The organism is Bradyrhizobium sp. IAR9 (assembly GCF_013408065.1).
Classification (GTDB): Bacteria; Pseudomonadota; Alphaproteobacteria; order Rhizobiales; family Xanthobacteraceae; genus Bradyrhizobium.
Genome location: NZ_JACBZW010000014.1, coordinates 195,903 through 219,026, shown reverse-complemented (window position 1 = coordinate 219,026; position 23,124 = coordinate 195,903). Strand labels below are relative to the sequence as shown.

At 64.4% G+C, this 23,124-nt stretch carries 22 protein-coding genes; 9 read left to right on the top strand and 13 right to left on the bottom strand.

Translation table 11 applies throughout. The features are described 5' to 3' along the window. Positions 1-58: 58 nt before the first annotated feature. The 10 genes from GGD67_RS30830 to cysG form a co-directional block, all read right to left on the bottom strand. A complete protein-coding gene (locus tag GGD67_RS30830) occupies positions 59-562 on the bottom strand; it encodes a CAP domain-containing protein (protein WP_018318739.1) in 504 nt (167 codons plus the stop codon). A gap of 172 nt (positions 563-734) precedes the next feature. After that, positions 735-1,769, bottom strand: a complete 1,035-nt coding sequence (locus tag GGD67_RS30825) for a sulfate/molybdate ABC transporter ATP-binding protein (protein WP_179738107.1) — start codon at positions 1,767-1,769, stop codon at positions 735-737. Continuing rightward, positions 1,759-2,682 carry a sulfate ABC transporter permease subunit CysW gene (gene cysW / locus GGD67_RS30820; RefSeq protein ID WP_179738104.1) on the bottom strand — a complete coding sequence of 308 codons (924 nt, stop codon included), beginning with the start codon at positions 2,680-2,682 and terminating at the stop codon, positions 1,759-1,761. The genes GGD67_RS30825 and cysW overlap by 11 nt, the downstream gene beginning before the upstream one ends. A 10-nt stretch (positions 2,683-2,692) precedes the next feature. Then, the gene (cysT, locus tag GGD67_RS30815; RefSeq protein WP_038950061.1) at positions 2,693-3,478 is read right to left on the bottom strand and encodes a sulfate ABC transporter permease subunit CysT; all 786 of its coding nucleotides are present in this window, start codon (positions 3,476-3,478) and stop codon (positions 2,693-2,695) included. An 88-nt stretch (positions 3,479-3,566) separates the two neighbouring features. Beyond that, complete coding sequence (locus GGD67_RS30810; RefSeq protein ID WP_179738102.1) at positions 3,567-4,568, bottom strand: sulfate ABC transporter substrate-binding protein; 1,002 nt, start codon at positions 4,566-4,568, stop codon at positions 3,567-3,569. Positions 4,569-4,688: 120 nt separating this feature from the next. Further along, positions 4,689-5,420: a phosphoadenylyl-sulfate reductase gene (locus GGD67_RS30805; protein WP_092254429.1), complete on the bottom strand. Its 732-nt coding sequence runs from the start codon at positions 5,418-5,420 to the stop codon at positions 4,689-4,691. Continuing rightward, on the bottom strand, positions 5,417-5,932 hold the full coding sequence (locus GGD67_RS30800) for a DUF934 domain-containing protein (protein ID WP_179738099.1): 516 nt from the start codon (positions 5,930-5,932) through the stop codon (positions 5,417-5,419). Before GGD67_RS30800 ends, GGD67_RS30805 begins: the two co-directional genes overlap by 4 nt. Continuing rightward, a complete protein-coding gene (locus GGD67_RS30795; protein WP_179738097.1) occupies positions 5,919-7,574 on the bottom strand; it encodes a nitrite/sulfite reductase in 1,656 nt (551 codons plus the stop codon). The genes GGD67_RS30800 and GGD67_RS30795 overlap by 14 nt, the downstream gene beginning before the upstream one ends. Positions 7,575-7,585: 11 nt before the next feature. Continuing rightward, complete coding sequence (locus tag GGD67_RS30790) at positions 7,586-7,903, bottom strand: DUF2849 domain-containing protein (protein ID WP_018318747.1); 318 nt, start codon at positions 7,901-7,903, stop codon at positions 7,586-7,588. Next, entirely contained in the window at positions 7,900-9,324 is a 1,425-nt protein-coding gene (gene cysG / locus GGD67_RS30785; protein WP_179738095.1) for a siroheme synthase CysG, read from the bottom strand. Before cysG ends, GGD67_RS30790 begins: the two co-directional genes overlap by 4 nt. 245 nt (positions 9,325-9,569) lie before the next feature. Between cysG and cysD the strand changes: the two genes are divergently transcribed. The 4 genes from cysD (at position 9,570) to GGD67_RS30765 (ending at position 15,092) form a co-directional block, all read left to right on the top strand. After that, complete coding sequence (gene cysD, locus GGD67_RS30780) at positions 9,570-10,364, top strand: sulfate adenylyltransferase subunit CysD (RefSeq protein ID WP_026202064.1); 795 nt, start codon at positions 9,570-9,572, stop codon at positions 10,362-10,364. A 20-nt stretch (positions 10,365-10,384) separates the two neighbouring features. Then, positions 10,385-12,301, top strand: a complete 1,917-nt coding sequence (cysC, locus tag GGD67_RS30775; protein WP_179738093.1) for an adenylyl-sulfate kinase — start codon at positions 10,385-10,387, stop codon at positions 12,299-12,301. Between the two features lie 293 nt (positions 12,302-12,594). After that, complete coding sequence (locus GGD67_RS30770) at positions 12,595-14,760, top strand: malate synthase G (RefSeq protein WP_179738091.1); 2,166 nt, start codon at positions 12,595-12,597, stop codon at positions 14,758-14,760. A 131-nt stretch (positions 14,761-14,891) separates the two neighbouring features. Next, positions 14,892-15,092 carry a CsbD family protein gene (locus GGD67_RS30765; RefSeq protein WP_008546815.1) on the top strand — a complete coding sequence of 67 codons (201 nt, stop codon included), beginning with the start codon at positions 14,892-14,894 and terminating at the stop codon, positions 15,090-15,092. Between the two features lie 94 nt (positions 15,093-15,186). Here the strand turns inward: GGD67_RS30765 and GGD67_RS30760 are convergent, their stop codons facing one another. Next, positions 15,187-15,342, bottom strand: a complete 156-nt coding sequence (locus tag GGD67_RS30760) for a Thivi_2564 family membrane protein (RefSeq protein ID WP_007599832.1) — start codon at positions 15,340-15,342, stop codon at positions 15,187-15,189. Between the two features lie 269 nt (positions 15,343-15,611). On the opposite strand from GGD67_RS30760, the gene GGD67_RS30755 reads away from it, so the two are divergent. Beyond that, a complete protein-coding gene (locus tag GGD67_RS30755) occupies positions 15,612-17,705 on the top strand; it encodes a methyl-accepting chemotaxis protein (protein ID WP_179738090.1) in 2,094 nt (697 codons plus the stop codon). A gap of 215 nt (positions 17,706-17,920) precedes the next feature. On the opposite strand, the gene GGD67_RS30750 is transcribed toward GGD67_RS30755, so the two are convergent. Together GGD67_RS30750 and GGD67_RS30745 are read right to left on the bottom strand one after the other, a co-directional pair. Continuing rightward, the gene (locus tag GGD67_RS30750; protein WP_179738088.1) at positions 17,921-18,568 is read right to left on the bottom strand and encodes a DUF2865 domain-containing protein; all 648 of its coding nucleotides are present in this window, start codon (positions 18,566-18,568) and stop codon (positions 17,921-17,923) included. 17 nt (positions 18,569-18,585) lie between these two features. Then, complete coding sequence (locus tag GGD67_RS30745) at positions 18,586-19,365, bottom strand: L,D-transpeptidase (protein ID WP_179738086.1); 780 nt, start codon at positions 19,363-19,365, stop codon at positions 18,586-18,588. Positions 19,366-19,574: 209 nt separating this feature from the next. Here GGD67_RS30745 and GGD67_RS30740 point away from each other — a divergent pair, with 209 nt between their 5' ends. The 4 genes from GGD67_RS30740 to GGD67_RS30725 all read left to right on the top strand — a co-directional run bounded on the left by GGD67_RS30740 (position 19,575) and on the right by GGD67_RS30725 (position 23,015). Next, positions 19,575-20,687 (top strand): AI-2E family transporter, encoded by a 1,113-nt coding sequence (locus GGD67_RS30740; protein WP_018318756.1) that lies wholly within the window; start codon positions 19,575-19,577, stop codon positions 20,685-20,687. A 78-nt stretch (positions 20,688-20,765) separates the two neighbouring features. Continuing rightward, positions 20,766-21,137 (top strand): YqjD family protein, encoded by a 372-nt coding sequence (locus GGD67_RS30735; RefSeq protein ID WP_026202065.1) that lies wholly within the window; start codon positions 20,766-20,768, stop codon positions 21,135-21,137. 94 nt (positions 21,138-21,231) lie between these two features. Next, positions 21,232-21,687, top strand: a complete 456-nt coding sequence (locus GGD67_RS30730) for a hypothetical protein (protein ID WP_018318757.1) — start codon at positions 21,232-21,234, stop codon at positions 21,685-21,687. Positions 21,688-21,872: 185 nt separating this feature from the next. Further along, positions 21,873-23,015: an OpgC domain-containing protein gene (locus GGD67_RS30725; RefSeq protein WP_018318758.1), complete on the top strand. Its 1,143-nt coding sequence runs from the start codon at positions 21,873-21,875 to the stop codon at positions 23,013-23,015. Positions 23,016-23,124: the final 109 nt, after the last annotated feature.

Genomic DNA, 23,124 nt, shown 5'->3' with positions numbered 1-23,124 from the left:
CCAGCCACCGTGGCGACCCTCTGCCGCGGCGTCAATGCATCCCGGGATCAAGTCTGGCTTATCGGGGCTCGGTCGAGGCCAGGATCATGGTCCAGAACACCTTGTATTTGGTGCCGGGAGCATAGCTTGCCGCGATGCCCAGTTTTGTGACACCGCCCTTGAGCATGTTGGCGCGGTGGGGTGGCGAGTCGCGCCAGCCGGAAAACGCTTCCGCCAGCGTATGATAGCCGGCCGAGACGTTCTCGACGGCAACGGTGGCGGGATAGCCGCCGGTGGCAAGGCGCTTGGCCAGCGGCGCGCGGACGTCGTGATCCATCTTGTTGGCGGCGGCCATGGCCTGGGACTGGGATTCGGCGAGCCGCATCAGATCGGGATCGATGACAACGGTGCCGAGCGCGTTGTTCTGGCGATATTGCGAGATCATGATCGCGGCCGCCTGCGCATCGAGCTTGGAGCCCGGGACCGCCATGTCGGCGTACATGGACGGCTGCTGGACCGGTGCCTCGTTGCCGGCACAGCCGGCAAGCAGCAAAGTGATGAGAATTGCGGCCGCAGCGCGCATGTAGGAGCCCCCGAATGAGGGGCCGTTGTTGCATACCAACCGTGGCTGAAAGGTGAATTTTGATGAAAATCTGCTCGGTGTCATTCCGGGGCAGTGCGCGGCACTAAACTATGGTGCGCAATTGCGCACCTGAGGTCTGGTCCTTCGGACCATCCCGGAATGACGGGAATTTCTACCCCGCAAATATCCGGTAACGGCGCGGCTCGAGGCCGATGGTGTCCCCGGCGCGCAGTTCCTTGTCGCGGGGGGCGTCGATCTCGATGGTTTCGCCGCCGGACAATGCGACCTCGGCGCGCTGCACCGGACCGAAATTGCGGACGTGCTGGACCGCGCCCTCGAAGGCGCCGCTGCCGGGGGGCCCGACCAGCATGTCGTGTCGCCGCACGAACAGTTTTGACGCGCCAGGCGCAAGCCCGTCCGCCGCGAGCCGAAGCGGCCGGTCGCCGAGCCGGATCACCCCAGCTTCGACCTGGACCGGCAGCTCGATGGATTCACCGATGAAGCCGTGGACGAACGCGCTTGCCGGGCTTTCATAGACGTCATCGGGCGAACCGATCTGCTCGATCCTGCCCTTGTCCATGACGACGACGCGGTTGGCGACTTCGAGCGCTTCCTCCTGGTCGTGGGTGACGAAGATCGAGGTGACGTTGATCTCATGATGCAGCGAGCGCAACCATCGGCGCAGCTCTTTCCGCACCTTGGCATCGAGCGCGCCGAAGGGCTCGTCGAGCAGCAGGATTCGCGGCTCGATCGCGAGCGCGCGGGCGAGCGCAATGCGCTGGCGCTGGCCGCCGGAAAGCTGGCTCGGATAACGATCGGCGAGCCAGTCGAGCTGCACGAGATCGAGCAGCTCTTTCACCCGGGCACGGATCGCGGCCTCGTCCTTGCGGACCGCACGCGGCTGCACGCGCAGGCCGAAGGCGACGTTCTCGAACACGGTCATGTGGCGGAACAGCGCGTAGTGCTGGAATACGAAACCGACATGCCGCTCGCGCGCGCCCTGCGCCAGCGCGTCCTCGCCATTGAAGGTGACCTCGCCGGAATCAGGCCAGTCGAGGCCTGCGATGATCCGGAGCAAGGTGGTCTTGCCGGAGCCTGACGGACCGAGCAGCGCCAGCAATTCTCCATTGTCGACCTTGAGGTCGACGCCGTCGAGGGCGGCAAAACTGCCGAACTTCTTGACGAGATTTTTGACTTCAATGGTCACTGGCGTCGTGTCCTTCGTCGAGGTGACGTTCGAGAACCGTCTTTGCGATCAGCGTGATCAGCGCCAGCATCGCCAGCAGCGAGGCGATCGCGAAGGCGGCGACGAACTGGTATTCGTTGTAGAGGATCTCGACCAGCAGCGGCATCGTGTTGGTCTCGCCGCGGATGTGGCCGGAGACGACGGAGACCGCGCCGAACTCACCCATCGCGCGCGCATTGCAGAGCAGGACGCCGTAGAGCACGCCCCATTTGATGTTGGGCAACGTGACGCGGAAGAAGGTCTGCAAGCCGGAGGCGCCGAGCGAAACCGCAGCCTCCTCCTCCTGCGTGCCCTGCTCCTGCATCAGGGGGATCAGCGCGCGCGCGACGAACGGGAAGGTCACGAAGGTGGTGGCGAGCGCGATGCCGGGCACGGCGAACAGGATCTGGATGTCGTGGTCCCTAAGCCAGCTGCCGAAATAGCCCTGTGCGCCGAACAGCAGCACGAAGACAAGGCCGGAGATCACCGGGCTCACCGAAAACGGCAGGTCGATCAGCGTGACCAGGAAGGTCTTGCCCGGGAAATCGAATTTTGCAATCGCCCAGGCGGCGACGAGACCGAAGACAAGGTTGAGGCCGACCGAGATCGCTGCGACGATCAACGTCAGCTTGATCGCAGCCAGCGCCTCCGGCTCGGCGAGCGCGGAGAGATAGGCGAGGATTCCCTTCGAGAACGCCTGCGCGAACACCACCACCAGCGGCAGCACGACGAAGACGGAAAGAAAGATGATCGCCAGCGCGATGATGATGATGCGCACCGCGCGCGGCTCGGTGCGGAGATTGTCTTGCGCCGCCGCCGCATGTGCCCGGGCCCTCGCACGTGCCTTGGCGTCGGGAGCCGAGAGCGACACGGAGTCTGCGATCTGCATCGTCATCGGATCCTCCTCAGCGCGCCGGAATCCGGCTCCGCGCCCAGCGCTGGAGCCGGTTGACGGCGAAAATGATGACGAAGGAGACGACGAGCATGACCACCGCGATGGCGGTCGCGTCGGCGTAGCGGAACTCGGACAGCCGGATCACGATCAAGAGCGGCGCGATCTCGGAGACATTCGGCAGATTGCCGGCGATGAAGATCACCGAGCCGTATTCACCGACCGCGCGGGCAAAGGCGAGCGCGAGTCCGGTGAGCAGCGCCGGCGCCAGCGAAGGCAGGATCACGCGGATGATGGTCTGCCAGCGGCTGGCGCCCAGGCTTCCCGCGGCTTCCTCGATCTCGGGGTCGAGATCCTGCAGCACCGGCTGCACCGTGCGCACCACGAAGGGAATGCCGATGAAGATCATGGCGACGAAGATGCCGACCGGCGTGAAGGCCACCTTGATGCCGAGCGCCGCGAGCGGTGCCCCGAGCCAGCCCTTCTCGGCGAACAGCGCGGTCAGCGCGACGCCGGCGACCGCCGTCGGCAGCGCGAAGGGCACGTCGACGATGGCGTCGAACAGCCGCCGGCCGGGGAAGCGGTAGCGCACCAGCGCCCAGACGATGATGCTGCCCATGACGAGGTTGACGCAGGCCGCCGCGAACGCAAGGCCGAAGGAAACCCTGAGGGCATTCAGGGTGCGGCGGCTGGAGAGGATGTTCCAGAATTGCTCGGGGCTGAGCTCGAGCGATTTCAGGAACAGCCCGGCGAGCGGAATCAGGATGATGATCGACAGCCAGGAAAGCGTCAGTCCCATGGTGAGACCGAAGCCCGGCAATGTCCGGCGTCGTGCTGCGAGTGCGCTCACCAGGCCCCCTGCTAAAGCCCATTAAGACAGCGCCAGATCAGTTCTTATAGATCTGGTCAAAGATGCCGCCGTCGGCAAAATGTTCCTTCTGCGCCTTGGTCCAACCACCGAAAACGTCGTCGATCGTGAATAGTTCGACCTTTGCGAAGGCATTTTCGTATTTTTTGGCAATGTCGGCATCGCGCGGGCGGTAGAAGTTGCGCGCGGCGATCTCCTGCCCCTCCTTGGTGTACCAGTACTGGAGGTAGGCATCGGCGGCATTGCGGGTGCCTTTTTTATCGGCAACCTTGTCGACGATCGCGACCGGCGGCTCGGCGAGGATGGATTGCGGCGGCGCCACGATCTCGAATTTCTCGCGGCCGAATTCCTTCAGGGCGAGAAACGCCTCATTCTCCCAGGCCAGCAGCACGTCGCCGACGCCGCGCTCGACGAAGGTCACGGTGGCGCCGCGCGCGCCGGTATCGAGCACCGGCACCTGCTGGTAGAGCTTTCCGATGAAGTCCTTGGCCTTGTCGGCGGAGCCGTATTTCTTCTGCGCAAAGCCCCAGGCCGCCAGATAATTCCAGCGCGCGCCGCCCGACGTCTTCGGGTTCGGCGTGATCACGGCAACGCCCGGCTTGATCAGATCGTCCCAATCCTTGATCGCCTTGGGATTACCCTTGCGCACCAGGAACACGATGGTGGAGGTGTAGGGTGACGCATTCTGCGGCAACCGCTTCTGCCAGTCCGTCGCCGTGAGGCCCTTGCCGGCGATCGCGTCGATGTCGTAGGCGAGCGCGAGCGTCACCACATCGGCCTGCAATCCGTCGATCACCGCGCGCGCCTGCGAACCGCTACCACCATGCGACTGCTTGACCTCGACGCTCTTGCCGGTTTCCTTCTGATAGGCGTTCACGAACGCCTTGTTGAATTCGGCATAAAGCTCGCGCGTCGGATCATACGACACGTTGAGCAGATTGATGTCGGCAGCGAGAGCCGCGCTTGCCACAAAAACCGTCGCGAGAAGTCCTGCAGCGAGCGGAACGATACGGCGCATCATGTCCATCTCCATTCACTTCGACGACATCGGTGTCAGCGAAGGCAGGCGAAACTCGCGGCGAAACGCGCTTAAGTCAACGAAACCGGATTTTCTTGTTCGCAGCGTGGCAGCGTGGCTGTGCTACGAAGTCTTCATCGTGTGGATGCCGCATTCTGTCTTGGCCCGGCCGCGCCAGCGACCGGCACGTTCATCCTCACCCTCGGCCGTTCTGCTCGTGCAAGGCATACACCCAACCGACAGGAAACCGGAGGCGGCGAGTGGATGACGCGGCAATTTGGCGCGGACGAAGATGGCCTCCAGTTCCTCGCGCGAGACGTTGGCGAAGGGGTTGAACTTCAACCGCACGCCATCGTCTTCAACCACCGGAATATCGGCGCGCGCATTGCCCTGGAAGCGCTTGCGGCCGTTGAGCCAGGCCGAGAACGGCTTCAATGCCCGCGCCAGCGGCTCGACTTTACGAATGCGGCAGCAGGCGTCGGGATCGGAGAACCAGAGATCGCGATCGGGATCGTCACGCGACAATGTTTCTTCGGCCGGCTTGATCGAGCGGACGTCCTTCAGGCCAAGCGTCGCGATCAACGTGTCGCGATAGGCCAGCGTCTCCTCGAACAGCCAGCCGGTATCGAGGAAGACCACGGGGATCGCGGGGTCGACGTCCGCCATGACCTTCAGCAGCGTCGCCGATTCCGTGCCGAACGACGACACCAGCGCAAGCTTTTCGCGCCCGACCGTCTTCAGCGCCGCGGCGACGATCTCCGCGGGCGAGGCATCGCGCAACGCGCGATCGAGTTCGTCCGCAGACGGCAGCGCAGAGGCGGACGTCGGCGAAACCTGAGGCGCGATCGCGTTCACGTGCCGACGCCCTCGGAATGGCGCAGCTGCATGCGCCGGTGCAAGGCCGTGATGCGGCCATCGCCGGTCGGCTGGTAGAACACCGAATAGCGCTTGGCGGTCTGCATGAAGGCTTCCGCGTCGGCCTGCTTCTTGACGTCGAAGGAATCGAAGCCGGCACGCAGCATGAACACGAACTGGTCGCGCAGCACCTGGCCGGTGGCGCGCAATTCGCCGCGGTAATTGTAACGCTCGCGCAGCAGGCGGGCCTGGCTGTAGGCGCGGCCGTCGCGGAAGGTCGGGAACACCAGCGCGACGACGGCGATCTTGCCGAGATAGGGGACCAGTTCGGCGATGTCGCGGTTGTTCGGCCAGATCACGCCGACCTTGCCGGCGCGCTTGAGCAGCGCGTCGGCCTCGCCGATGAAGCGCTCGGCCGGCACCAGGATGTCGCCGCCCTCGGGCAGCGGCGTGTCGACGGCCAGCTTGACGAAACTGTCGCCCGTGATCTTTCCGCCGTTAACGAGTGGCATAAACGCGCTCCTTGAAGGGTTCGACGCCGAGGCGTTTCACGGTGTCCATGAACAGCTCTTCGGGCCGCTCGCGCAGCGCCAGATAGGCTTCCACGATGTCCTCGACGACGTCGGCGACCTCGTCGAACTTGACGCCCGGTCCGATCAGGTTCCCGAGCGCAGCATTTTCGTCGGCACGGCCGCCAATGGTGATCTGGTAGACCTCCTCGCCGTTCTTCTCGACGCCGAGAATGCCGATATGGCCGACATGGTGATGGCCGCAGGCGTTGATGCAGCCGGAGATGTTGATGTGGAGCCGGCCGATCAGGTTGGCGAGCTCGTGGTTGGCGAAGCGCCGCGTCAGCTCCTGCGCGATCGGGATCGAGCGCGCATTCGCCAGCGAGCAATAGTCGAGACCCGGGCAGGCGATGATGTCGGTGATCAGGTTGACGTTCGGCGTCGCGAGGCCAAGCTTGTCGAGCGCCTTCCACAGCGCCGGCAGGTCACGCTTGGCGACGTGCGGCAGCGCCAGGTTCTGCTCGTGGCCGACGCGGATTTCGCCGAAGGAATATCTGTCGGCGAGATCGGCCAGCGCATCCATCTGCTCCGCCGTGGCATCGCCCGGAGGCGCGCCGATCGGCTTCAGCGAAATCGTGACGATGGCATAGCCCTGGTTCTTGTGAGGAGAGACCGAGTTCTTGCGCCACGCTTCGAAGTCGGGATCGGCCGCCGCCTGCCGCAGCTCGTCCGGCATGTGCGGCAGCTTTTCGTAAGGAGGATAGGAGAAGCGCGAACGGATGTCCTCGATCACCTCGTCGTCGATCTGGAGCGAGGAGTTGCGGATGTGCTGCCACTCCTCCTCGACCTCGCGGGAGAACTTCTCGATGCCGAGCTCATGGACCAGGATCTTGATGCGCGCCTTGTAGATGTTGTCGCGGCGGCCATACTGATTGTAGACGCGCAGGATCGCCTCGATATAGCTCAGGATATCGCGGCCGTGCACGAAGTGCTTGATGGTCTTGGCGATGAACGGCGTGCGGCCGAGACCGCCGCCGACCAGCACCTCGAAGCCGGTCTCGCCCTTCTCGTTCTTGATCAGGCGGAGGCCGATGTCGTGGATCTTGATCGCGGCGCGGTCGTGGTCCGACGCGGTGATCGCGATCTTGAACTTGCGCGGCAGGAACGAGAATTCGGGATGCAGCGTGGTGTGCTGGCGGATCAGCTCCGACCAGATGCGGGGATCCTCGATCTCACCCGGCGCGACGCCGGCCCACTGGTCCGAGGTGACGTTGCGCATGTTGTTGCCGGAGGTCTGCATCGCATGGATGCCGACCTTGGCGAGATCTTCCAGCGCGTCCGGCAATTCGGCGAGCTTGATCCAGTTGAACTGGATGTTCTGCCGCGTGGTGAAATGGCCATAGCCGCGGTCATATTTGCGCGCGACATGGGCGAGCGCCCGCAGCTGGTTCGTCGCCAGCGTGCCATAGGGGATCGCGACGCGGAACATATAGGCGTGCAGTTGCAGATAGACGCCGTTCTGCAGGCGCAGAATCTTGAACTCGTCCTCGGTAAGCTCGCCGGAGAGGCGCCGTCTCACCTGGTCGCGGAACTCCGAGACGCGCTCGTTGACGAGCGTGCGATCGATTTCGTCGTAAGCATACATAAGAAAGCGCCTTAAACCTGGGCCGACTGTCCGATGGTCACACCGGTGCGGCGGATCTGTTCGCGCAGATTGCCGGGTTCGATCTTGCCATCCGCGCCGACCTGCACCGGGGCGATATAGGGACCGATCGCGCCGACGTCATCGGCGACGGACTCCGCAAGCAACGCCTTGGCCTCGTCGGAGTTGCGCACGATCGCAGCTTCCGACAGGTCCGCAGACCAGCTCTTGGCGGCGGTGCGATAAACCACGATGCCGTCCCAGGTCCGGTTGGCGGTCACGATCGAGGGGCCGGCGATCTTGATCTTCTTCTGTTCAAGCGGCGAGGTCATTCGGCTGCATCCAATAGGTCAGAGATGATTTGCTTTGGGGTTTCGCGACGAAGGGAACCGGCATGCCGGACCACCTCGCCGATGATGAGAATGGCGGGACCGCCGCTGACCCGCCGCACCAGTTCGGGGAGATCGCGCAGCGTGCCGATCGCGCCCTGCGCATCGGGACGGCTCACGCGCGCGAACACGCCGACCGGCGTCTCCGGCGAACGGCCGGCGGCGAACAGGCCGGCGCGCACTGCGGGCGCGGCGGTCATGCCCATGTAGACCACGACGGTCATTTTGGTGTCGGTCAGCGTCGACCAGTCCACGACTTCCGCATCGCGCGCCTTGTGCGCGGTGAGGAAGGTGATGCGGGTCGCTTCATGACGATAAGTGAGCGGCACCTCGAAATCGGCGGCGCCGCCGAGCCCCGCGGTGATGCCCGGGATGATCGAATAGGCGACACCTGCCGCGCGCAGCGCTTCAACCTCTTCGCCGCCGCGGCCGAACACGAAGGGATCGCCGCCCTTCAGCCGCACCACCCGCTGGCCGGCTTGCGCCGCTTCGATCATGCGCTTGTTGATGGCGTCCTGGCCGATGCCGGGCTTGCCGACGCGGCGGCCGACCGGAACGCGCGTGGTGTCGCGGCGGATGCGGTCGAGAATTTCGCCCGAGACCAGCTCGTCATGGAAGACGATGTCCGCGTCCTGCAATGCGCGCAGCGCCTTGATGGTGAGAAGATCGGGATCGCCGGGACCGGCGCCGACCAGCGCGACCGAGCCTTCCGGCTTGTCGGCGCGCGCGAATTCGGAGGGATCGGCAATTGCCTTGAGCGCGGCATCCGCCTCGCTCCTACGGCCGCCGAGCACGGCGGCGCCGATCGGGCCGTCGATGACGCGCTCCCAGAACCGGCGGCGCAGCGAAAACTCGGTGATGCGCTCGTTGATGGACTTGCGGAAGCCGCCGATGAACTCGGCGAGCTCGCCGATGCGCGCCGGTAGCAGCGCCTCGATCTTCTCCCGCACGCGCCGTGCCACGACGGGCGAAGTGCCGCCGGTACCGACCGCGACCACGACATCGCCGCGATCGACGATCGCCGGAAAGATGAAGCTGGAATGTTCGAGATCGTCCATGACGTTGACGGGCAGGCCGAGCGCCTTGGCGCGAACCGACATCGCCACGCCGACATCACCCGCACCAGCGCAGACGACGGCGATGACTCCCGAGAGATCGGCAGTGAGCGGATCGCCCGACGCGATCTCGATACGCGCCGCATCCCCGGAGTTCAGGCCCAGCTCATGATTGCCGTCGATCGCATGCACGCGGATGCGCGCACCGGCGGCAGAGAGCACGCGCAGCTTGGCACGCAAAAGCTCACCCGCGCCGATGAGGATCATCGGACCGGCCTTGAGATCGAGAAACACCGGCAAGAACCGCATGCGATACTCGCTTCCCCCACATCCGGGGTTGACTGGAATTATTTTCTATATATGTGTCGTTTCGAGCGCGCAAAGAGAAAATTTTTTCTTCTCTTCCGCACCGCAACTATAGAATTTTCGCCTCCAAACGCAAAGTGGCAGAGATGCATCTTCTCAAGGACGATTCCGCAGCGAGCGGACTGAGCAGCGCGGCCCCGGCCGAGCGCGCACGCACGCAAGAATTTTCTGCTGACCTTGCCCCCAGCATGGACCATCTCGACCAGCTCGAGGCACAGAGCATCTACATCTTCCGCGAGGCGTTCGCCCGGCTGAAGAAGATCGCGCTGCTGTGGTCGCTCGGGAAGGACTCCAACGTCATGATCTGGCTGGCGCGGAAGGCGTTCTTCGGCCGCGTGCCGTTCCCGGCGCTGCATGTCGACACCGGCAAGAAGTTTCCGGAGATGTACCGCTTTCGAGATCACTACGGCAAAGAGTGGGATCTCGATCTGCGCGTCGAGCCCTGCCCGCCCATCGATGCCGTCGATCCAACGCTGCCGCCGGCCGCCCGCTCCGCGGCACGCAAGACCGAAGGCCTCAAGATGGCGCTCGGCAAATTCGGCTTTGACGGCCTGATCGCCGGCATCCGCCGCGACGAGGAGGCAACGCGCGCCAAGGAGCGTGTGTTCTCGCCGCGCGGGCTCGAAGGCAATTGGGACGTGCGCGACCAGCCGCCGGAGTTCTGGGACCATTTCAACGCATCGCCGCCGCAAGGCGCGCATCTGCGCATCCATCCGATCCTGCATTGGACCGAGGCCGATATCTGGGCCTACACCAAGCGCGAGAACATCCCGATCATCCCGCTGTATCTCGCCAAGGACGGCAAGCGCTATCGCTCGCTGGGGGATCAGGACATCACCAATCCGGTCGCATCGACCGCGTCCAACATCGACGAGATCCTGATCGAGCTCGAGCAGACCAAAGTGCCGGAGCGCGCCGGCCGCGCACTCGACCACGAGACCGAGGACGCCTTCGAGCGCCTGCGCGTCGCCGGCTATCTCTGATCTCAGGACGCGAGCGCGATATGAACATGATCGTCACCCCGGCTTCGCCCGCCACCCCGAACGGCACCACCCGTCCGCAGGTCCGCATCGTCATTGTCGGCCACGTCGACCACGGCAAATCGACGCTGGTTGGCCGCCTCCTGCACGAGACCGGCAGCCTGCCCGACGGCAAGCTCGAAATGCTCAAAGCCGTCAGCGCGCGGCGCGGCATGCCGTTCGAATGGTCGTTCCTGCTCGATGCGCTGCAGACCGAGCGCGACCAGGGCATCACCATCGACACCACGCAGATCCGCTTCCGCACCAATTCGCGTGACATCGTTCTGATCGACGCGCCCGGCCACGCCGAATTCCTGCGCAACATGATCACCGGCGCCTCCCAGGCCGACGGCGCGGTGCTGATCATCGACGCGCTCGAAGGCGTGCGCGACCAGACACGGCGGCACGGCTATCTCCTGCATCTGCTCGGCGTGAAGCAGGTCGCGATCGTCGTCAACAAGATGGACCGCGTCGACTTCTCCGCAGAGCGTTTCAAGGAGATCAGCGACGAGATCTCCGCACATCTGAACGGCCTCGGCGTGAAGCCCACGGCCGTGATCCCGATCTCGGCACGCGACGGCGACGGTGTTGCGATGCGCACCGACCGTATCTCCTGGTACAAGGGACCGACGGTTGTCGAGGCGCTCGACGCCCTCGAACCGGCGCGGCCGCTGGAAGCGCTGGCACTGCGGCTGCCGGTGCAGGCGATCTACAAGTTCGACGACCGCCGCATCGTGGCGGGCCGTATCGAGTCCGGCAGCCTCATTGCCGGCGACGAGATCGTGATCATGCCGGCCGGCAAGATCGCGAAGATCAAGACGGTCGAGAGCTGGCCGGCGACGCCGGTTGCGGGACGGCAGGGCGCGGGCCGCTCGGTCGGCATCACGCTCGACCGCGAATTGTTCATCGAGCGCGGCGACATCGTCGCGCATGCCGGCAGCGCCCCGCGCGAGACGCGCCGGCTGCGTGCGCGTATCTTCTGGCTGCACGACAAGCCGCTCGCCAAGGGCGACCAGCTGCTGGTTCGCTGCGGGCCGAAGGAAAGCCGCGCCACCGTCGTGGCGATCGAGAAAGCGGTCGATCCCGGCGAGCTCTCGAGCAGCGAGAACAAGGCGATCGGACGCAACCATGTCGGGGAGATCGACATCTCGCTGTCGAATCCGATCGCCACCGATCCCTACACCGAGAATCCGCGCACCGGCCGTCTCGTGATCGAAGTCTCCGGACGCATCGCCGGTGGTGGTCTGGTGCTGTCGGTCGATGCCGGCCAGCGTGCCTTGCCCGTCGACATCGTGCCGGTGGAATCCGCACTTCGTCCCGACGAGCGCTCCGCACGCTATCAGCACAATGGCGCCGTGGTCTGGCTCACCGGCCTGCCGGCCTCGGGCAAGTCGACGCTCGCCAAGGCGCTGGAACGGCGGCTGTTCACCAATGGCGGCTCGCCGATCCTGCTCGACGGCGACACGCTGCGCGCCGGGCTCAACAGCGATCTCGGCTTCTCCACTGCTGATCGCAGCGAGAACATCCGCCGCCTTGCCGAAGTCGCAACGCATCTCGCCCGTAACGGCCATATCGCCATCGTCGCCGCGGTCTCGCCCGCGCGCGAGGACCGCGCCGCGGCGCGCCGCATCGCCGACACCGCGTTCCGCGAGATCCATGTCGCGACGCCGGCGGAGGTCTGCGAGGATCGCGATCCCAAGGGGCACTACAAGAAGGCCCGCGCCGGCGCGCTGGCGTCGTTCACCGGCATCGGCAACGACTACGAAACGCCGCAAGCGGCCGAGCTCGTCATCGACACCTCGACCCGAACAGTCGCCGAGGCGGCAGACGAGATCGAGCAGATGCTGAAGACAACGGGCGTGCTGTTCGACGAGGCCGTGGACCTCGCCGCGAATATTTGAGGCTATCCTAGCCCCCGCTGTCGTCGCCCGGCTTGGCCGGGCGACCCAGTATTCCAGAGACAGCGATGGATGCGGAGAAGCCGCGGCGTACTGGATTCCCCGCTTTCGCGGGGAATGACAGTGATGAGCGCCTCCCCACCTCCTCTTGACATTTTGACAAACCCTTGGGGGTCTTCTCACCGCCCTGGTTTTGGGGCTAATAGGGCCCCGAAAGCCGCCCCCCTATGGGCGCATTTTGCTGCTGTCGGGTCAAAAGCAGCCAAAAACAGCCATTTCCAACAAGAAAGCCCATCATGAAACGCGTCGACGCCCACGGATTGAAGATCGCTCCCGTCCTGTTTGATTTCATCGCCAAGGAAGCGGCCCCGAAAACGGGGATCGCGCCGGATGCGTTCTGGGCCGGGCTTGCCGCCATCATCAGGGATCTGGGGCCGAAGAACCGTGCGCTGCTGGCGGTGCGTGACACGTTGCAGGCCAAGATCGACGACTGGCACCGTGCCAACAAGGGCAAGGCGTTCGACCTCAACGCCTATACCGCCTTCCTGAAGGAGATCGGCTACCTCGTTCCGGAGCCGGCGACGCAGAAGGTCGAGACCGCCAATGTCGACGAGGAAATCGGCAAGATCTGCGGCCCGCAGCTCGTCGTGCCCCTCACCAATGCGCGCTATGCACTCAACGCGGCGAACGCACGCTGGGGCTCGCTTTATGACGCCTTCTACGGCACCGACGCGATCCCGCATGACGCTGCCGAGAGCGGCAAAGGCTACAACAAGGCGCGCGGCGACAAGGTGATCGCCAAGGCCAAGGCGTTCCTCGATGCCGCCGTGCCGCTCGCAACCGGCAGCCACACCGACGTCACCGCCTACAGCGTCGTCGCGGGCCAGCTCGCAGTGAAGCTGAAGAGCGGCAACGCCACCGCACTGAAGAACGCGGCGCAGTTCGCGGGCTTCCAGGGCGATGCGGCTGCGCCCTCGGCCGTGCTGCTCGCCAACAACGGCCTGCATGTCGAGGTCAAGATCGACCGCAACAGCGCGATCGGCAAGGACGATCCGGCCGGCGTCGCCGACATGATCATGGAATCCGCGGTTTCCACCATCCTCGACATGGAGGACTCGGTCGCAGCCGTCGATGCCGAGGACAAGGTGCTGGTCTACCGCAACACGCTCGGCCTGATGAACGGCACGCTGTCGGCCGATTTCGAGAAGGGCGGCAAGACGTTGACGCGTTCGCTCAACGCAGACCGCGTCTACAAGACGCCGGACGGCAAGGGCGAAGTGAAGCTGCACGGCCGCAGCCTGCTGTTGATGCGCAATTGCGGTCACCACATGTTCACCGACGCGGTGCTGGACGAGAAGGGCGAGGAGATTCCGGAAGGCCTTCTGGACGCCGCCGTCTCCGGCCTGCTCGCCATCCACGACCTCAAGGGCAATTCGAAGGTCAAGAACAGCCGCACCGGATCTGCCTATATCGTCAAGCCGAAGATGCACGGCCCGGACGAGGTGTCGCTGACCTGCGAGATCTTCGATCGCGTCGAGAAGATGCTGTCGCTGCCCGAGAACACGCTCAAGGTCGGCATCATGGACGAGGAGCGCCGCACCACCATCAATCTCAAGGCCTGCATCCAGCGCGCCTCCAAGCGCATCATGTTCATCAACACCGGCTTCCTCGACCGCACCGGCGACGAGATCCACACCTCGATGGAAGCGGGCCCGATGATCCGCAAGAACGAGATGAAGGCGCAGGCCTGGATCAAGGCCTATGAGGACTGGAACGTCGACATGGGCCTGACCTGTGGCCTGCCCGGCCATGCCCAGATCGGCAAGGGCATGTGGGCCGCCCCCGACAAGATGGCGGACATGCTTCAACAGAAGCTTGGCCATCCGCAGGCCGGCGCCACCACCGCCTGGGTGCCCTCGCCGACCGCGGCGACGCTGCACGCGCTGCACTACCACCAGGTCAACGTGATCGCTCGCCAGGAAGAGCTCACCAAAGGCGGACCGCGCGCAAAGCTTTCGGACATCCTCACCATTCCGGTGTCGAAGTCGAACTGGGCGCCCGACGACGTCAAGCAGGAGATCGACAACAACTGCCAGGGCATCCTCGGCTATGTCGTGCGCTGGATCGACCAGGGCGTCGGCTGTTCCAAGGTGCCCGACATCCACGACGTCGGCCTGATGGAAGACCGCGCCACCTTGCGCATCTCCAGCCAGCATCTCGCCAACTGGCTGCACCAAGGCGTGATCACCGAGGCGCAGGTGATGGAATCGCTCAAGCGCATGGCGGTCGTGGTCGACAAGCAGAACGCCGGCGACGCCATCTACAAGCCGATGGCGCCCGCCTTCGACGGCGTCGCCTTCAAGGCCGCCTGCGACCTCATCTTCAAAGGCCGCGAGCAGCCGAACGGCTACACCGAATACATCCTCACCGCGCGCCGCCGCGAGGCCAAGGCGAACGGCTGAGCGAAAGTCACAGAAACGTCAAAAGCCCGGGCCGAACCGGGGCTTTTTTGTTGGGCGAAACGTCGCGGCGCGGCGCGGAACAGGCTGCGCGGCGCTCGCGTTGTCGTGCCATCAACCATTGGGAGATGGTCATGGACTGGAATCGGATCGAAGGAAACTGGAAGCAGTTCAAGGGATCGGCCAAGGAGAAATGGGGCAAGCTCACCGACGACGACCTCCAATTGATCGAGGGACGCCGCGAGCAACTCGAAGGCCGGCTTCAGGAACGTTACGGCAAGGCCAAGGACCAGGTTCGTCAGGATGTCGACGACTGGCTGAAGTCGCTGCACTAAAGCGGCACGAACGAAGCCCCGGCGAAAGCCGGGGCTTTTTGTCTAGGAGCGGCAGCCCGGATGTCGCTTCGCTCATCCGGGCTATGATCCCTTGCTAGAACACCGCGAGATATTTCAGCAGCGAGACGATGCCGATGATGATGACGACCACGCGCGCGATCTGCTTGGCGCGGCCGTCCATCGGCAGCATGTTGATGAGATAAAGGACGAGAATAACGACGAGAAAAGTGACGAGCACGCCCACCAGCATCGCGAGACCCCCTTCAGGCAAATTGCGACCACCATCCTAACGCCTGTCTCCCGCACCGGTTCCATCGCGGCAACCCACTGCAACTTCTAGTAAATACGTACTTCTACGATCGGACGGCCTGCCTAAAATTTTACCCTTTTGCATTCAGATCGGAGGACCGTTTGCGCTCTGAGCCGCAAACGGCATGCGATTGCCGATCTGCCGCGCCCCCGTTTGTCGATGTTGCCGGGCGTCTTTTTGAGTTTTGCAATGGGAATTGGGGGACTTCGATGCTGAATCGTCTGACCGTATCCGCGCTGCTGAAGGCGGTGATCGCGATCACGTCGGCCTGCGTGGTGCTCGCGCTCTCGCTCACTGCCTATGAATCCTGGGATCGCCTCAAGACCGCCAACCGCATCTCGAAGACCGCCGACGCATCCGCCGATCTGTTCAAGGCGATGCACAGCCTGCGCACCGACCGCTCGACCACGACACGGCTCCTCAGCTCGGCCGAACCGATGGATGCCGAGATCGAGAAATATCTGCGCGCGATCCGGGACACCGAGATGCCCGCAATGGCACGCGCGCTGGAGCTGCTGCCGGTCATGGACTTCCCGCAATCGGCCACGCTGGTGCCGGAGCTCGCGCGCCTCCACAAGCTGCTGACCGAAGAGCAGAAACAGTTCTGGGCGGATATGGCCAAGCCCAGGGATCAGCGTCGTGCCGGTCTGCCGAAGGAATATATGGAGACGACCGGCGGCCTGCTCGAAACGCTCGACAAGCTGTCGAACGTCCTGGCCTCCACCGTCAATCACCAGGACCCCGTGATCGACCAATTGCTGTCGATCAAGCAGAACGCCTGGCTGCTCCGCAACACCGCGGGCGAAGCTTCGCTGGTCGTCTCGACGGGTCTTGCCGCCGGCAAGATCACACCGGAAGCCCGCAACAACTACACCCAGCATGTCGGCGGCACGTCGGCGACGTGGAAGGCGCTGGAATTGTCAGCCTCGGGCATGCAGTTGCCGCCCGCGCTCGTCTCCGCCATGGCCGCGGCCAAGACTGCCTATTTCGAGCCGCAATACCTGACCTTGCGGGACCGCCTCGCTGACACGCTGGTCAAGGGCGAGAAGGCCGAGATGACCGCCAACCAATGGAGCCCGCTCACGGTCGGCCGCCTTTCCAGCGCTGTCACCGTGGCGGAAGCCGCCCTCGACGCCGCCAGGGTCCATACGCTGGAGCAGCGCGGCGCTGCGCAGCGCGCGCTGATCGTGCAGCTCGGATTGCTGGCGCTCGCCATCGGCCTCGCCGTCGGCGCTGTCATGCTCGTGAGCCGCCGCGTGATCCATCCCCTGAACACCATCCGCGACGCCATGTTGAAGGTCGCCGGCGGCGACCTTGCCGTCGACAGCGGCTATCTCGATCGCCAGGACGAGATCGGCTCACTGGCTGGCGCGCTGGAGACCTTCAAGCAGCAGGCCACCGACAAGCTCAAGATCGAAGAGCAGGAACGCGAGCGCAATACGGGCGCTGCCGCACGCCAGCGCGCCGTCGAGGCCTATGTCGGCGAGTTCGAGGGCGCGGTGCGCAAGACGCTGGGCGAATTGAGCGAAGCCTCCGGCGAGATGCGCAAGACCTCGGGCGACCTCTCTGCCGTGTCGCGCCAGACCAACGACCGCGTGCAGGTCGCCGGCAAGGCCTCCAACGACGCCTCCATGAGCGTCGACAGCGTCGCCGCCGCCGCCGAGGAGCTCTCGGCCTCAATCAACGACATCAGCCAGCAGGCCGCCCATGCCGCAGGCATCGCCAGCCGCGCCGTCACGCAGGCGCGCGAGACCGACAGCACCGTTCAGGGGCTGGCGCAATCGGCGGGGCGCATCGGCGAGGTGGTCGGCCTCATCAACACCATCGCGGCGCAGACCAATTTGCTCGCGCTCAACGCCACCATCGAAGCGGCGCGCGCCGGCGAAGCCGGCCGCGGATTTGCCGTGGTCGCCTCCGAAGTGAAGTCGCTGGCAAGCCAGACCGCCAAGGCGACCGAGGAGATCTCCGAGCAGATCGCCGACATCCAGAAGGTCGCCGGCGACGCCATCAACGCGATCCAGACCATCGGCGGCATCATCGGCGAAGTGAACGAAGTGGCGACCGCCATTGCCGCCGCCGTGCAGGAGCAGGGCGCGGCGACGCAGGAGATCACACGCAGCACGCAATTCGCGGCGCAGGGCACCAAGAACGTCTCGGACAACATCACCGGCGTCAAAGCCGATGCGGACGCTGCCGCCGCAGCCGCCGACAATGTAAAGCAGGCCTCCGAGATGCTGGAGAGCCAGAGCCGCCAGCTCGGCCATCAGGTCAGCGACTTCCTCGGCAAGATCCGCGCGGCGTAACATTGGTTAGATAGAAGCTGCCCCTACACCTCCGGTGTCATCCCCGCGAACGCGGGGATCCATAATCACAGGGAGTAGTTTGGCGAAGGCTCGTGGTTGCCGGCTCGTGCCGTAACTCCTCCCTGTGGTTATGGATCCCGGATCTGCGCTTCGCTTGTCCGGGATGACAGCGGAGATTGAGGCGGGAGCGCTGGGCCCCACGTGAAGCCGCCGCCCTACTCCTTCGCCACCACCGGCACCTGGCGGAATTTGGCGCGCACCGATTCCGGCAGCGGCGAAAAATTCATCGCGACGCCGCGGCGGTCGTTGGCATTGCGGCTGGCGACCACCAGGCCATCGGCGCCGGCGACGATATCGCCCTTGCGCAGGGTAGGATCGTCCTCGACCTTGACCTGCGCAAGCCCGACCGGATCCTTGCCGTTGCAGGTGCAGCCCGCGACAATCTCATTGCGATAGCGGTACGCATTGGGCAATTCGGAATAAGATTTTCCCTTGTCGGTCGCGGCGTCGTCGATGTTGCCGCCATAGACGAGCGAGGTCTCCGACGCCGGGCAGAAGCTCTTGCAGGATTGCGCCTTGCTCTCGGCATCATTGCCCTGCGCCGGGAAGTAGCGGCCGTCGCAGCCGCGCACGCAATAGGCCGTGCCGCCGCCATAGGCGGCGCGTTGCCGGGGGACATCGTAGCGCGGCATGTCATCACCAGGGAACGGCGTCCGGATCTGTGGAGGCCGCCCTCCGAACGCACCGAACAGCGCCGAGAAGAAATCCTCCGCGTGCGCCGACGGTGCGAATGCAAGACCGGCGGAGACGACGACCATGATCGCCGTACCGCCAGCCACTTTGCCAATCAGGCGTCTGCTCATTTGGCTCACTCTTACTCCTAGTTCACGGCCGACGTCGCGATGTTCAGCGCCTGCCGGCCCGACGGCATCGCCGTCACGGCTGGACGCTTACGCGCGGGGTCGCTGCCTTTGGCCATCAGCGGCGCGTTCTTCGGCAGCACCACGACCTTGGCGCCGACATTGACGCGGCTGAACAGGTCGGTGACGTCCTCGTTGGTCATGCGGATGCAACCGGAGGAGACGAACTTGCCGATCGTAGAGGGATCGTTGGTGCCGTGGATGCGGTATTCGCTGGAGCCGAGATACATCGCACGCGCGCCGAGCGGGTTGCCGGGACCGCCGGCGACGAAGCGCGGCAGATAGGGCTGGCGCGCAATCATCTCGGCCGGCGGATGCCAGTCCGGCCATTCCGCCTTGCGGCTGACACTCTGCACGCCGGACCAGGTGAAGCCTTCGCGGCCGACGCCGACGCCGTAACGGATCGCACGACCATTGCCGAGCACGTAGTAGAGATAGGTGTTGTTGGTATCGATGACGATGGTGCCGGCCGGCTCGCTGCGGTCGAAGCCGACGATCTGCTTGCGCAGACGATCGGGCAGCTGGGCATCCTCGTCCGCCGCCTGCGGCTGCGGCGCTTCATTCACGTAGCCCTGCGCATAACCCTGCTCCTGCGGATATGCCTGCGGCTGCATCGGAGCATAGCCGAATGTCTGCGCGCTCGCGCCATCGAAAGGCACCGTCAGCAGAGCGGTTGCGAAGGCGAAGGCGGTGACGGCGCGCGGCGAGAAGCTGCGACGGACTGCAGAGAACTTTGTCATGTGCTGCCCCGTTGGATGCGTGCATCAGGGTGATGCGCTTGCGAACAAACGCCGCGGGAGCGATACAGGTTCCGGCCCTTCGCGCGGCATCCTTGTCACAGTCAAGCGAGCGCGCGTTCACGAAGCCGCGATGGAACCGCCGCTCGGCTCGCGCATTATCGGCAAATCAATGGGCGCGCGGTGCGAGGCTTCCGTGCGGGAGAAAGATTGTGCGCGTCCTTCCCAGTGAAAGTCTGATTTCCGGCAACAGCGAAGGCAGCCCGCTTCCCGACAGCCATATCGAGCTGCCGCCAGTCATCCGCCGCACAGAATTCGTCGCCTTCGCGCTTGCCGGCTTGTTACTGATTGCGGTCGTTACCGTGCTCTACGTTGGAAGAGCTTTCTTCCTGCCGGTCGTGATGGCCTTCGTCACCGGCACCATGCTGTCGCCGGCGGCGGGCTTTCTGGAGCGGTACAAGGTGCCGCGCAGCGTAGGTGCCGTTCTGATTGTGGTCGCGGGGACCGCCGTGGTCGCCTTCGTGGTGGCGCTGATCGCCTCTCCGGTGATGGAGTGGAGCACGCGCCTGCCGGAGCTCGGCGCGCAACTGAAGGACAAGTTGCACGTGTTCGACCGGCCGCTGGCGCTGTGGCGCGAGCTGCAGACCATGGTCGGCGGATCGGAAGGGCTGCCGAACTTCCAGATGCCGAAAGTCGAGTGGGTGCAGCCGACCCTCGAATTCCTGTCACCGACCTTTACCGAATTCCTGCTATTCTTCGTCACCCTCATCCTGTTCATCGCCAGCTGGCGCGACCTGCGGCGGGCCATGATCATGACCTTCAGCGATCGTGACGCGCGGCTCCGCACGCTCCGGATTCTCAACGAGATCGAGGTACATCTCGGCAACTATCTCCTGACGGTGACCCTCATCAATGTCGGCGTCGGTGTCGGCACCGGTCTCATCTGCGCGCTCACTAAAATGCCCAATCCGGCCGGGCTCGGCGCGCTCGCGGCAACGCTCAACTTCATCCCCATCATCGGGCCGGTCGCGATGTTCGCGGTGCTGGTTGTGGTCGGGTTGGTCGCCTTTCCGACCATCAGCGGCGGTCTGATGGCGGCACTCGCTTTCGGCGGTCTTACCTTTCTGGAAGGACACTTCATCACCCCCACGATCATTGGCAGGCGGCTGGCGCTGAATGCACTAGCAGTCCTGCTCGCGTTGGCCTTCTGGACCTGGATGTGGGGCCCAATGGGCGCATTCCTGTCGTCGCCGCTCCTGATCGTCGCGCTGATCCTGAAGGAGCATCTGTTACCGGCGGATGGGCCGCAGCTTCCGCAGGACTGACCGGTTTCCGCGAACGGAACTTCCCCGACGACGAAACGTTTTCCGGCTATCTCAGCCGTCAACAGTTTGGAGCTCCCGATGTCCACGACCGATGCCGAAGCCGGGATGAAAGACTGGACCGACAAAGCCACCAGAGAACGCCTCGAGAAGGATGTAGCAGCCGTGAAAAGCGATATCGCCGCCCTCACCGACCAGATCACCGACGCGCTCAACACATTTGCCAATTCCACCAGCAAGCAGGCCCGCCGCGGCTATCGTCAGGCGCGCGAGAACATGGATACCGCGCTCGACGACGTGTCAGAGCGCGGCAGTGCAATGATGGGCGCGGCCCAGGAAGCCTACGGCTCGATCGAGGAGACGCTCGAAGACGCGATCACACAGCGGCCGCTTGCGACCGTCGGACTCGCGCTCGGCATCGGCTTTCTGATCGGTGCCGCCTGGCGCCGGTAAGATTTGCGGGACGCGTGTTGAGGCGTCGGCACCGGCGCATTGCCGGTGTCGGCCCGTGACGGTTTGGCTTGCGGGGAACTGAGGAGCGAGGGCCATGTTTCAGCGCATCATCGACGGGATCAGTGCATCCACCGGCACGACGGTGCGGCTGACCTCGCTTGCCGCGGGCGCGGCCTTCGCGCTGTTCGTGACGACGTGCTTCCTTTGCGCCGCCGCCTTCATCTCGGTGCTCGAGAAATATGGCCCGGTGCAGGCCTGTCTGGCCGGCGCCGGCATCTTCTTCCTGCTGACGCTGGCAGCGGCAGGTTCTTATTGGGGCTACAAGCGCGAGGTGCAGAAGCGTGCCCGGATCGCGGCCGAGCGCGCCGCCAAGTCGGCAGCGCAGAGCATGCTCGCGGACCCCATGCTGCTCGCCACCGGGCTGCAGATCGTTCGTGCCATCGGGGTCAAGCGACTGCTGCCGATCCTGGCGATCGGAGGCGTCGCCCTCGGCATCATGGCGAGTCGCGCCGGCGTTCCTGACGAGGCGTCGGCCGAGCCCGCCGAATAGCGGTAAGAACAGGTTAGAAAATTTCGTTGTAAGTCCTCCGAGCGCATCAATCAGAACGTCCATAAGACACCGCGCAATTTCGCGCCATAACGGCGGATGCCCCCAGCCATCACGCAAACGCTACTCGGATGGGCAGGCAGTTGCCGTTAAAAGTATCACCCTGATTCCCAAAGCTATTTTAATCAATGAAACCGTCCGTTAAGGCGAACCTCGCCGCATTCCATCACGACGCCAGGCTGTATCTGACGCTCGGTATCGCCAACTGGTCGGTTTTCGTCGACCATATCCCGAACAACGTCGTCAACCTGCTGACGCTGCGCAATTTCGGCTTCAGCGGCGCCGCTGACCTGTTCGTGTTCGTCGTGGGCTATGGCGTCGCCATCATCCACGGCCGGATGGAGCTTGAACGGGGTTACCTCGTGGCGGCGACGCGCATCTTCCGCCGCGTCTGGCGACTCTACGCCGCCTATGTCGTGCTGTTCGTGATCTATATCGACACCATCGCCTACGTCGCCTCGCAATCGATGGCGCCGGAGATCATCCACGAATACAACATCTCGGGCATCCTCGAGCACCCGCTGAGGATCCTGGTCCGCGGCCTCGTGCTCCAGGAGGAGCCGCTGAACCTCGACCTCCTGCAGCTGATGATCCCGCTGATGGCCTTCTTTCCGTTCGCGCTGTGGGGCCTGTTGCGGTGGCCGAACCTGACCCTGGCGGCATCGGTCGCGCTGTACCTTGCCGCACGCTGGTTCGACTGGAATTTCCGGGTCTATCCGGACCAGGAATGGACCTTCAATCCGCTCTGCTGGCAGATGCTGATGGTGCTCGGGGGCTGGTTCGCCGTGACAGGCGCGCCCGGACGCGCGCTACGCGACATGCCCTGGCTGCGGATTCTCGCCGGCACCTATCTCGTATTCGCGATGGCCATCACCTTGCTGCGCCATTCGCCGGCAATGTCGGCTTACCTGCCGGACATCCTCCTCGACAGCATCGCGCCGACCGACAAGGAAAACCTTGCGCCCTATCGCGTGCTTCACTTCCTCGCACTCGCCTTTCTGGCGACCCATCTCATTCCGGCCGATCATCCCGGCCTGCAATTGAAGCCGCTGCAGGCGGTCATCAGATGCGGCGAGGAATGGCTCGCCGTGTTCTGCGTCGGGGTATTCCTTTCGTTTGCCGGCCATCTCATCCTGATCACCAGCGCCAATCTGGTGGTGATGCAGATCGTGGTGAGCCTCGCCGGCTTCGCCGCGATGACCGCGGTGGCCTACTACGTCGCCTGGTCGAAGTGGCAGGATCTGCCGAAGGTCTTGCGGCAACAGACCTAATGCGCGATGCGATGAGGAGGAATCGTCATCGCGCTTTAGGTTCCACGCGAGCCGGGATCCACTTCGCTCGAAAACACTCTGGCCAGAGAATCGTGCGATTCTGCTAGGC

Coding starts and splice junctions, on each gene's coding strand:
- GGD67_RS30810 (WP_179738102.1), bottom strand. CDS start 4,568: ATGATGCGCCGTATCGTTCCGCTCGCTGCAGGACTTCTCGCGACGGTT.
- cysT (WP_038950061.1), bottom strand. CDS start 3,478: ATGGGACTGACGCTTTCCTGGCTGTCGATCATCATCCTGATTCCGCTC.
- GGD67_RS30760 (WP_007599832.1), bottom strand. CDS start 15,342: ATGCTGGTGGGCGTGCTCGTCACTTTTCTCGTCGTTATTCTCGTCCTT.
- GGD67_RS30750 (WP_179738088.1), bottom strand. CDS start 18,568: ATGAGCAGACGCCTGATTGGCAAAGTGGCTGGCGGTACGGCGATCATG.
- GGD67_RS30735 (WP_026202065.1), top strand. CDS start 20,766: ATGTCCACGACCGATGCCGAAGCCGGGATGAAAGACTGGACCGACAAA.
- GGD67_RS30795 (WP_179738097.1), bottom strand. CDS start 7,574: ATGTATGCTTACGACGAAATCGATCGCACGCTCGTCAACGAGCGCGTC.
- cysD (WP_026202064.1), top strand. CDS start 9,570: ATGGACCATCTCGACCAGCTCGAGGCACAGAGCATCTACATCTTCCGC.
- GGD67_RS30770 (WP_179738091.1), top strand. CDS start 12,595: ATGAAACGCGTCGACGCCCACGGATTGAAGATCGCTCCCGTCCTGTTT.
- GGD67_RS30725 (WP_018318758.1), top strand. CDS start 21,873: ATGAAACCGTCCGTTAAGGCGAACCTCGCCGCATTCCATCACGACGCC.
- GGD67_RS30755 (WP_179738090.1), top strand. CDS start 15,612: ATGCTGAATCGTCTGACCGTATCCGCGCTGCTGAAGGCGGTGATCGCG.
- cysC (WP_179738093.1), top strand. CDS start 10,385: ATGAACATGATCGTCACCCCGGCTTCGCCCGCCACCCCGAACGGCACC.
- GGD67_RS30830 (WP_018318739.1), bottom strand. CDS start 562: ATGCGCGCTGCGGCCGCAATTCTCATCACTTTGCTGCTTGCCGGCTGT.
- GGD67_RS30730 (WP_018318757.1), top strand. CDS start 21,232: ATGTTTCAGCGCATCATCGACGGGATCAGTGCATCCACCGGCACGACG.
- GGD67_RS30745 (WP_179738086.1), bottom strand. CDS start 19,365: ATGACAAAGTTCTCTGCAGTCCGTCGCAGCTTCTCGCCGCGCGCCGTC.
- GGD67_RS30790 (WP_018318747.1), bottom strand. CDS start 7,903: ATGACCTCGCCGCTTGAACAGAAGAAGATCAAGATCGCCGGCCCCTCG.
- GGD67_RS30800 (WP_179738099.1), bottom strand. CDS start 5,932: ATGCCACTCGTTAACGGCGGAAAGATCACGGGCGACAGTTTCGTCAAG.
- cysW (WP_179738104.1), bottom strand. CDS start 2,682: ATGACGATGCAGATCGCAGACTCCGTGTCGCTCTCGGCTCCCGACGCC.
- cysG (WP_179738095.1), bottom strand. CDS start 9,324: ATGCGGTTCTTGCCGGTGTTTCTCGATCTCAAGGCCGGTCCGATGATC.
- GGD67_RS30765 (WP_008546815.1), top strand. CDS start 14,892: ATGGACTGGAATCGGATCGAAGGAAACTGGAAGCAGTTCAAGGGATCG.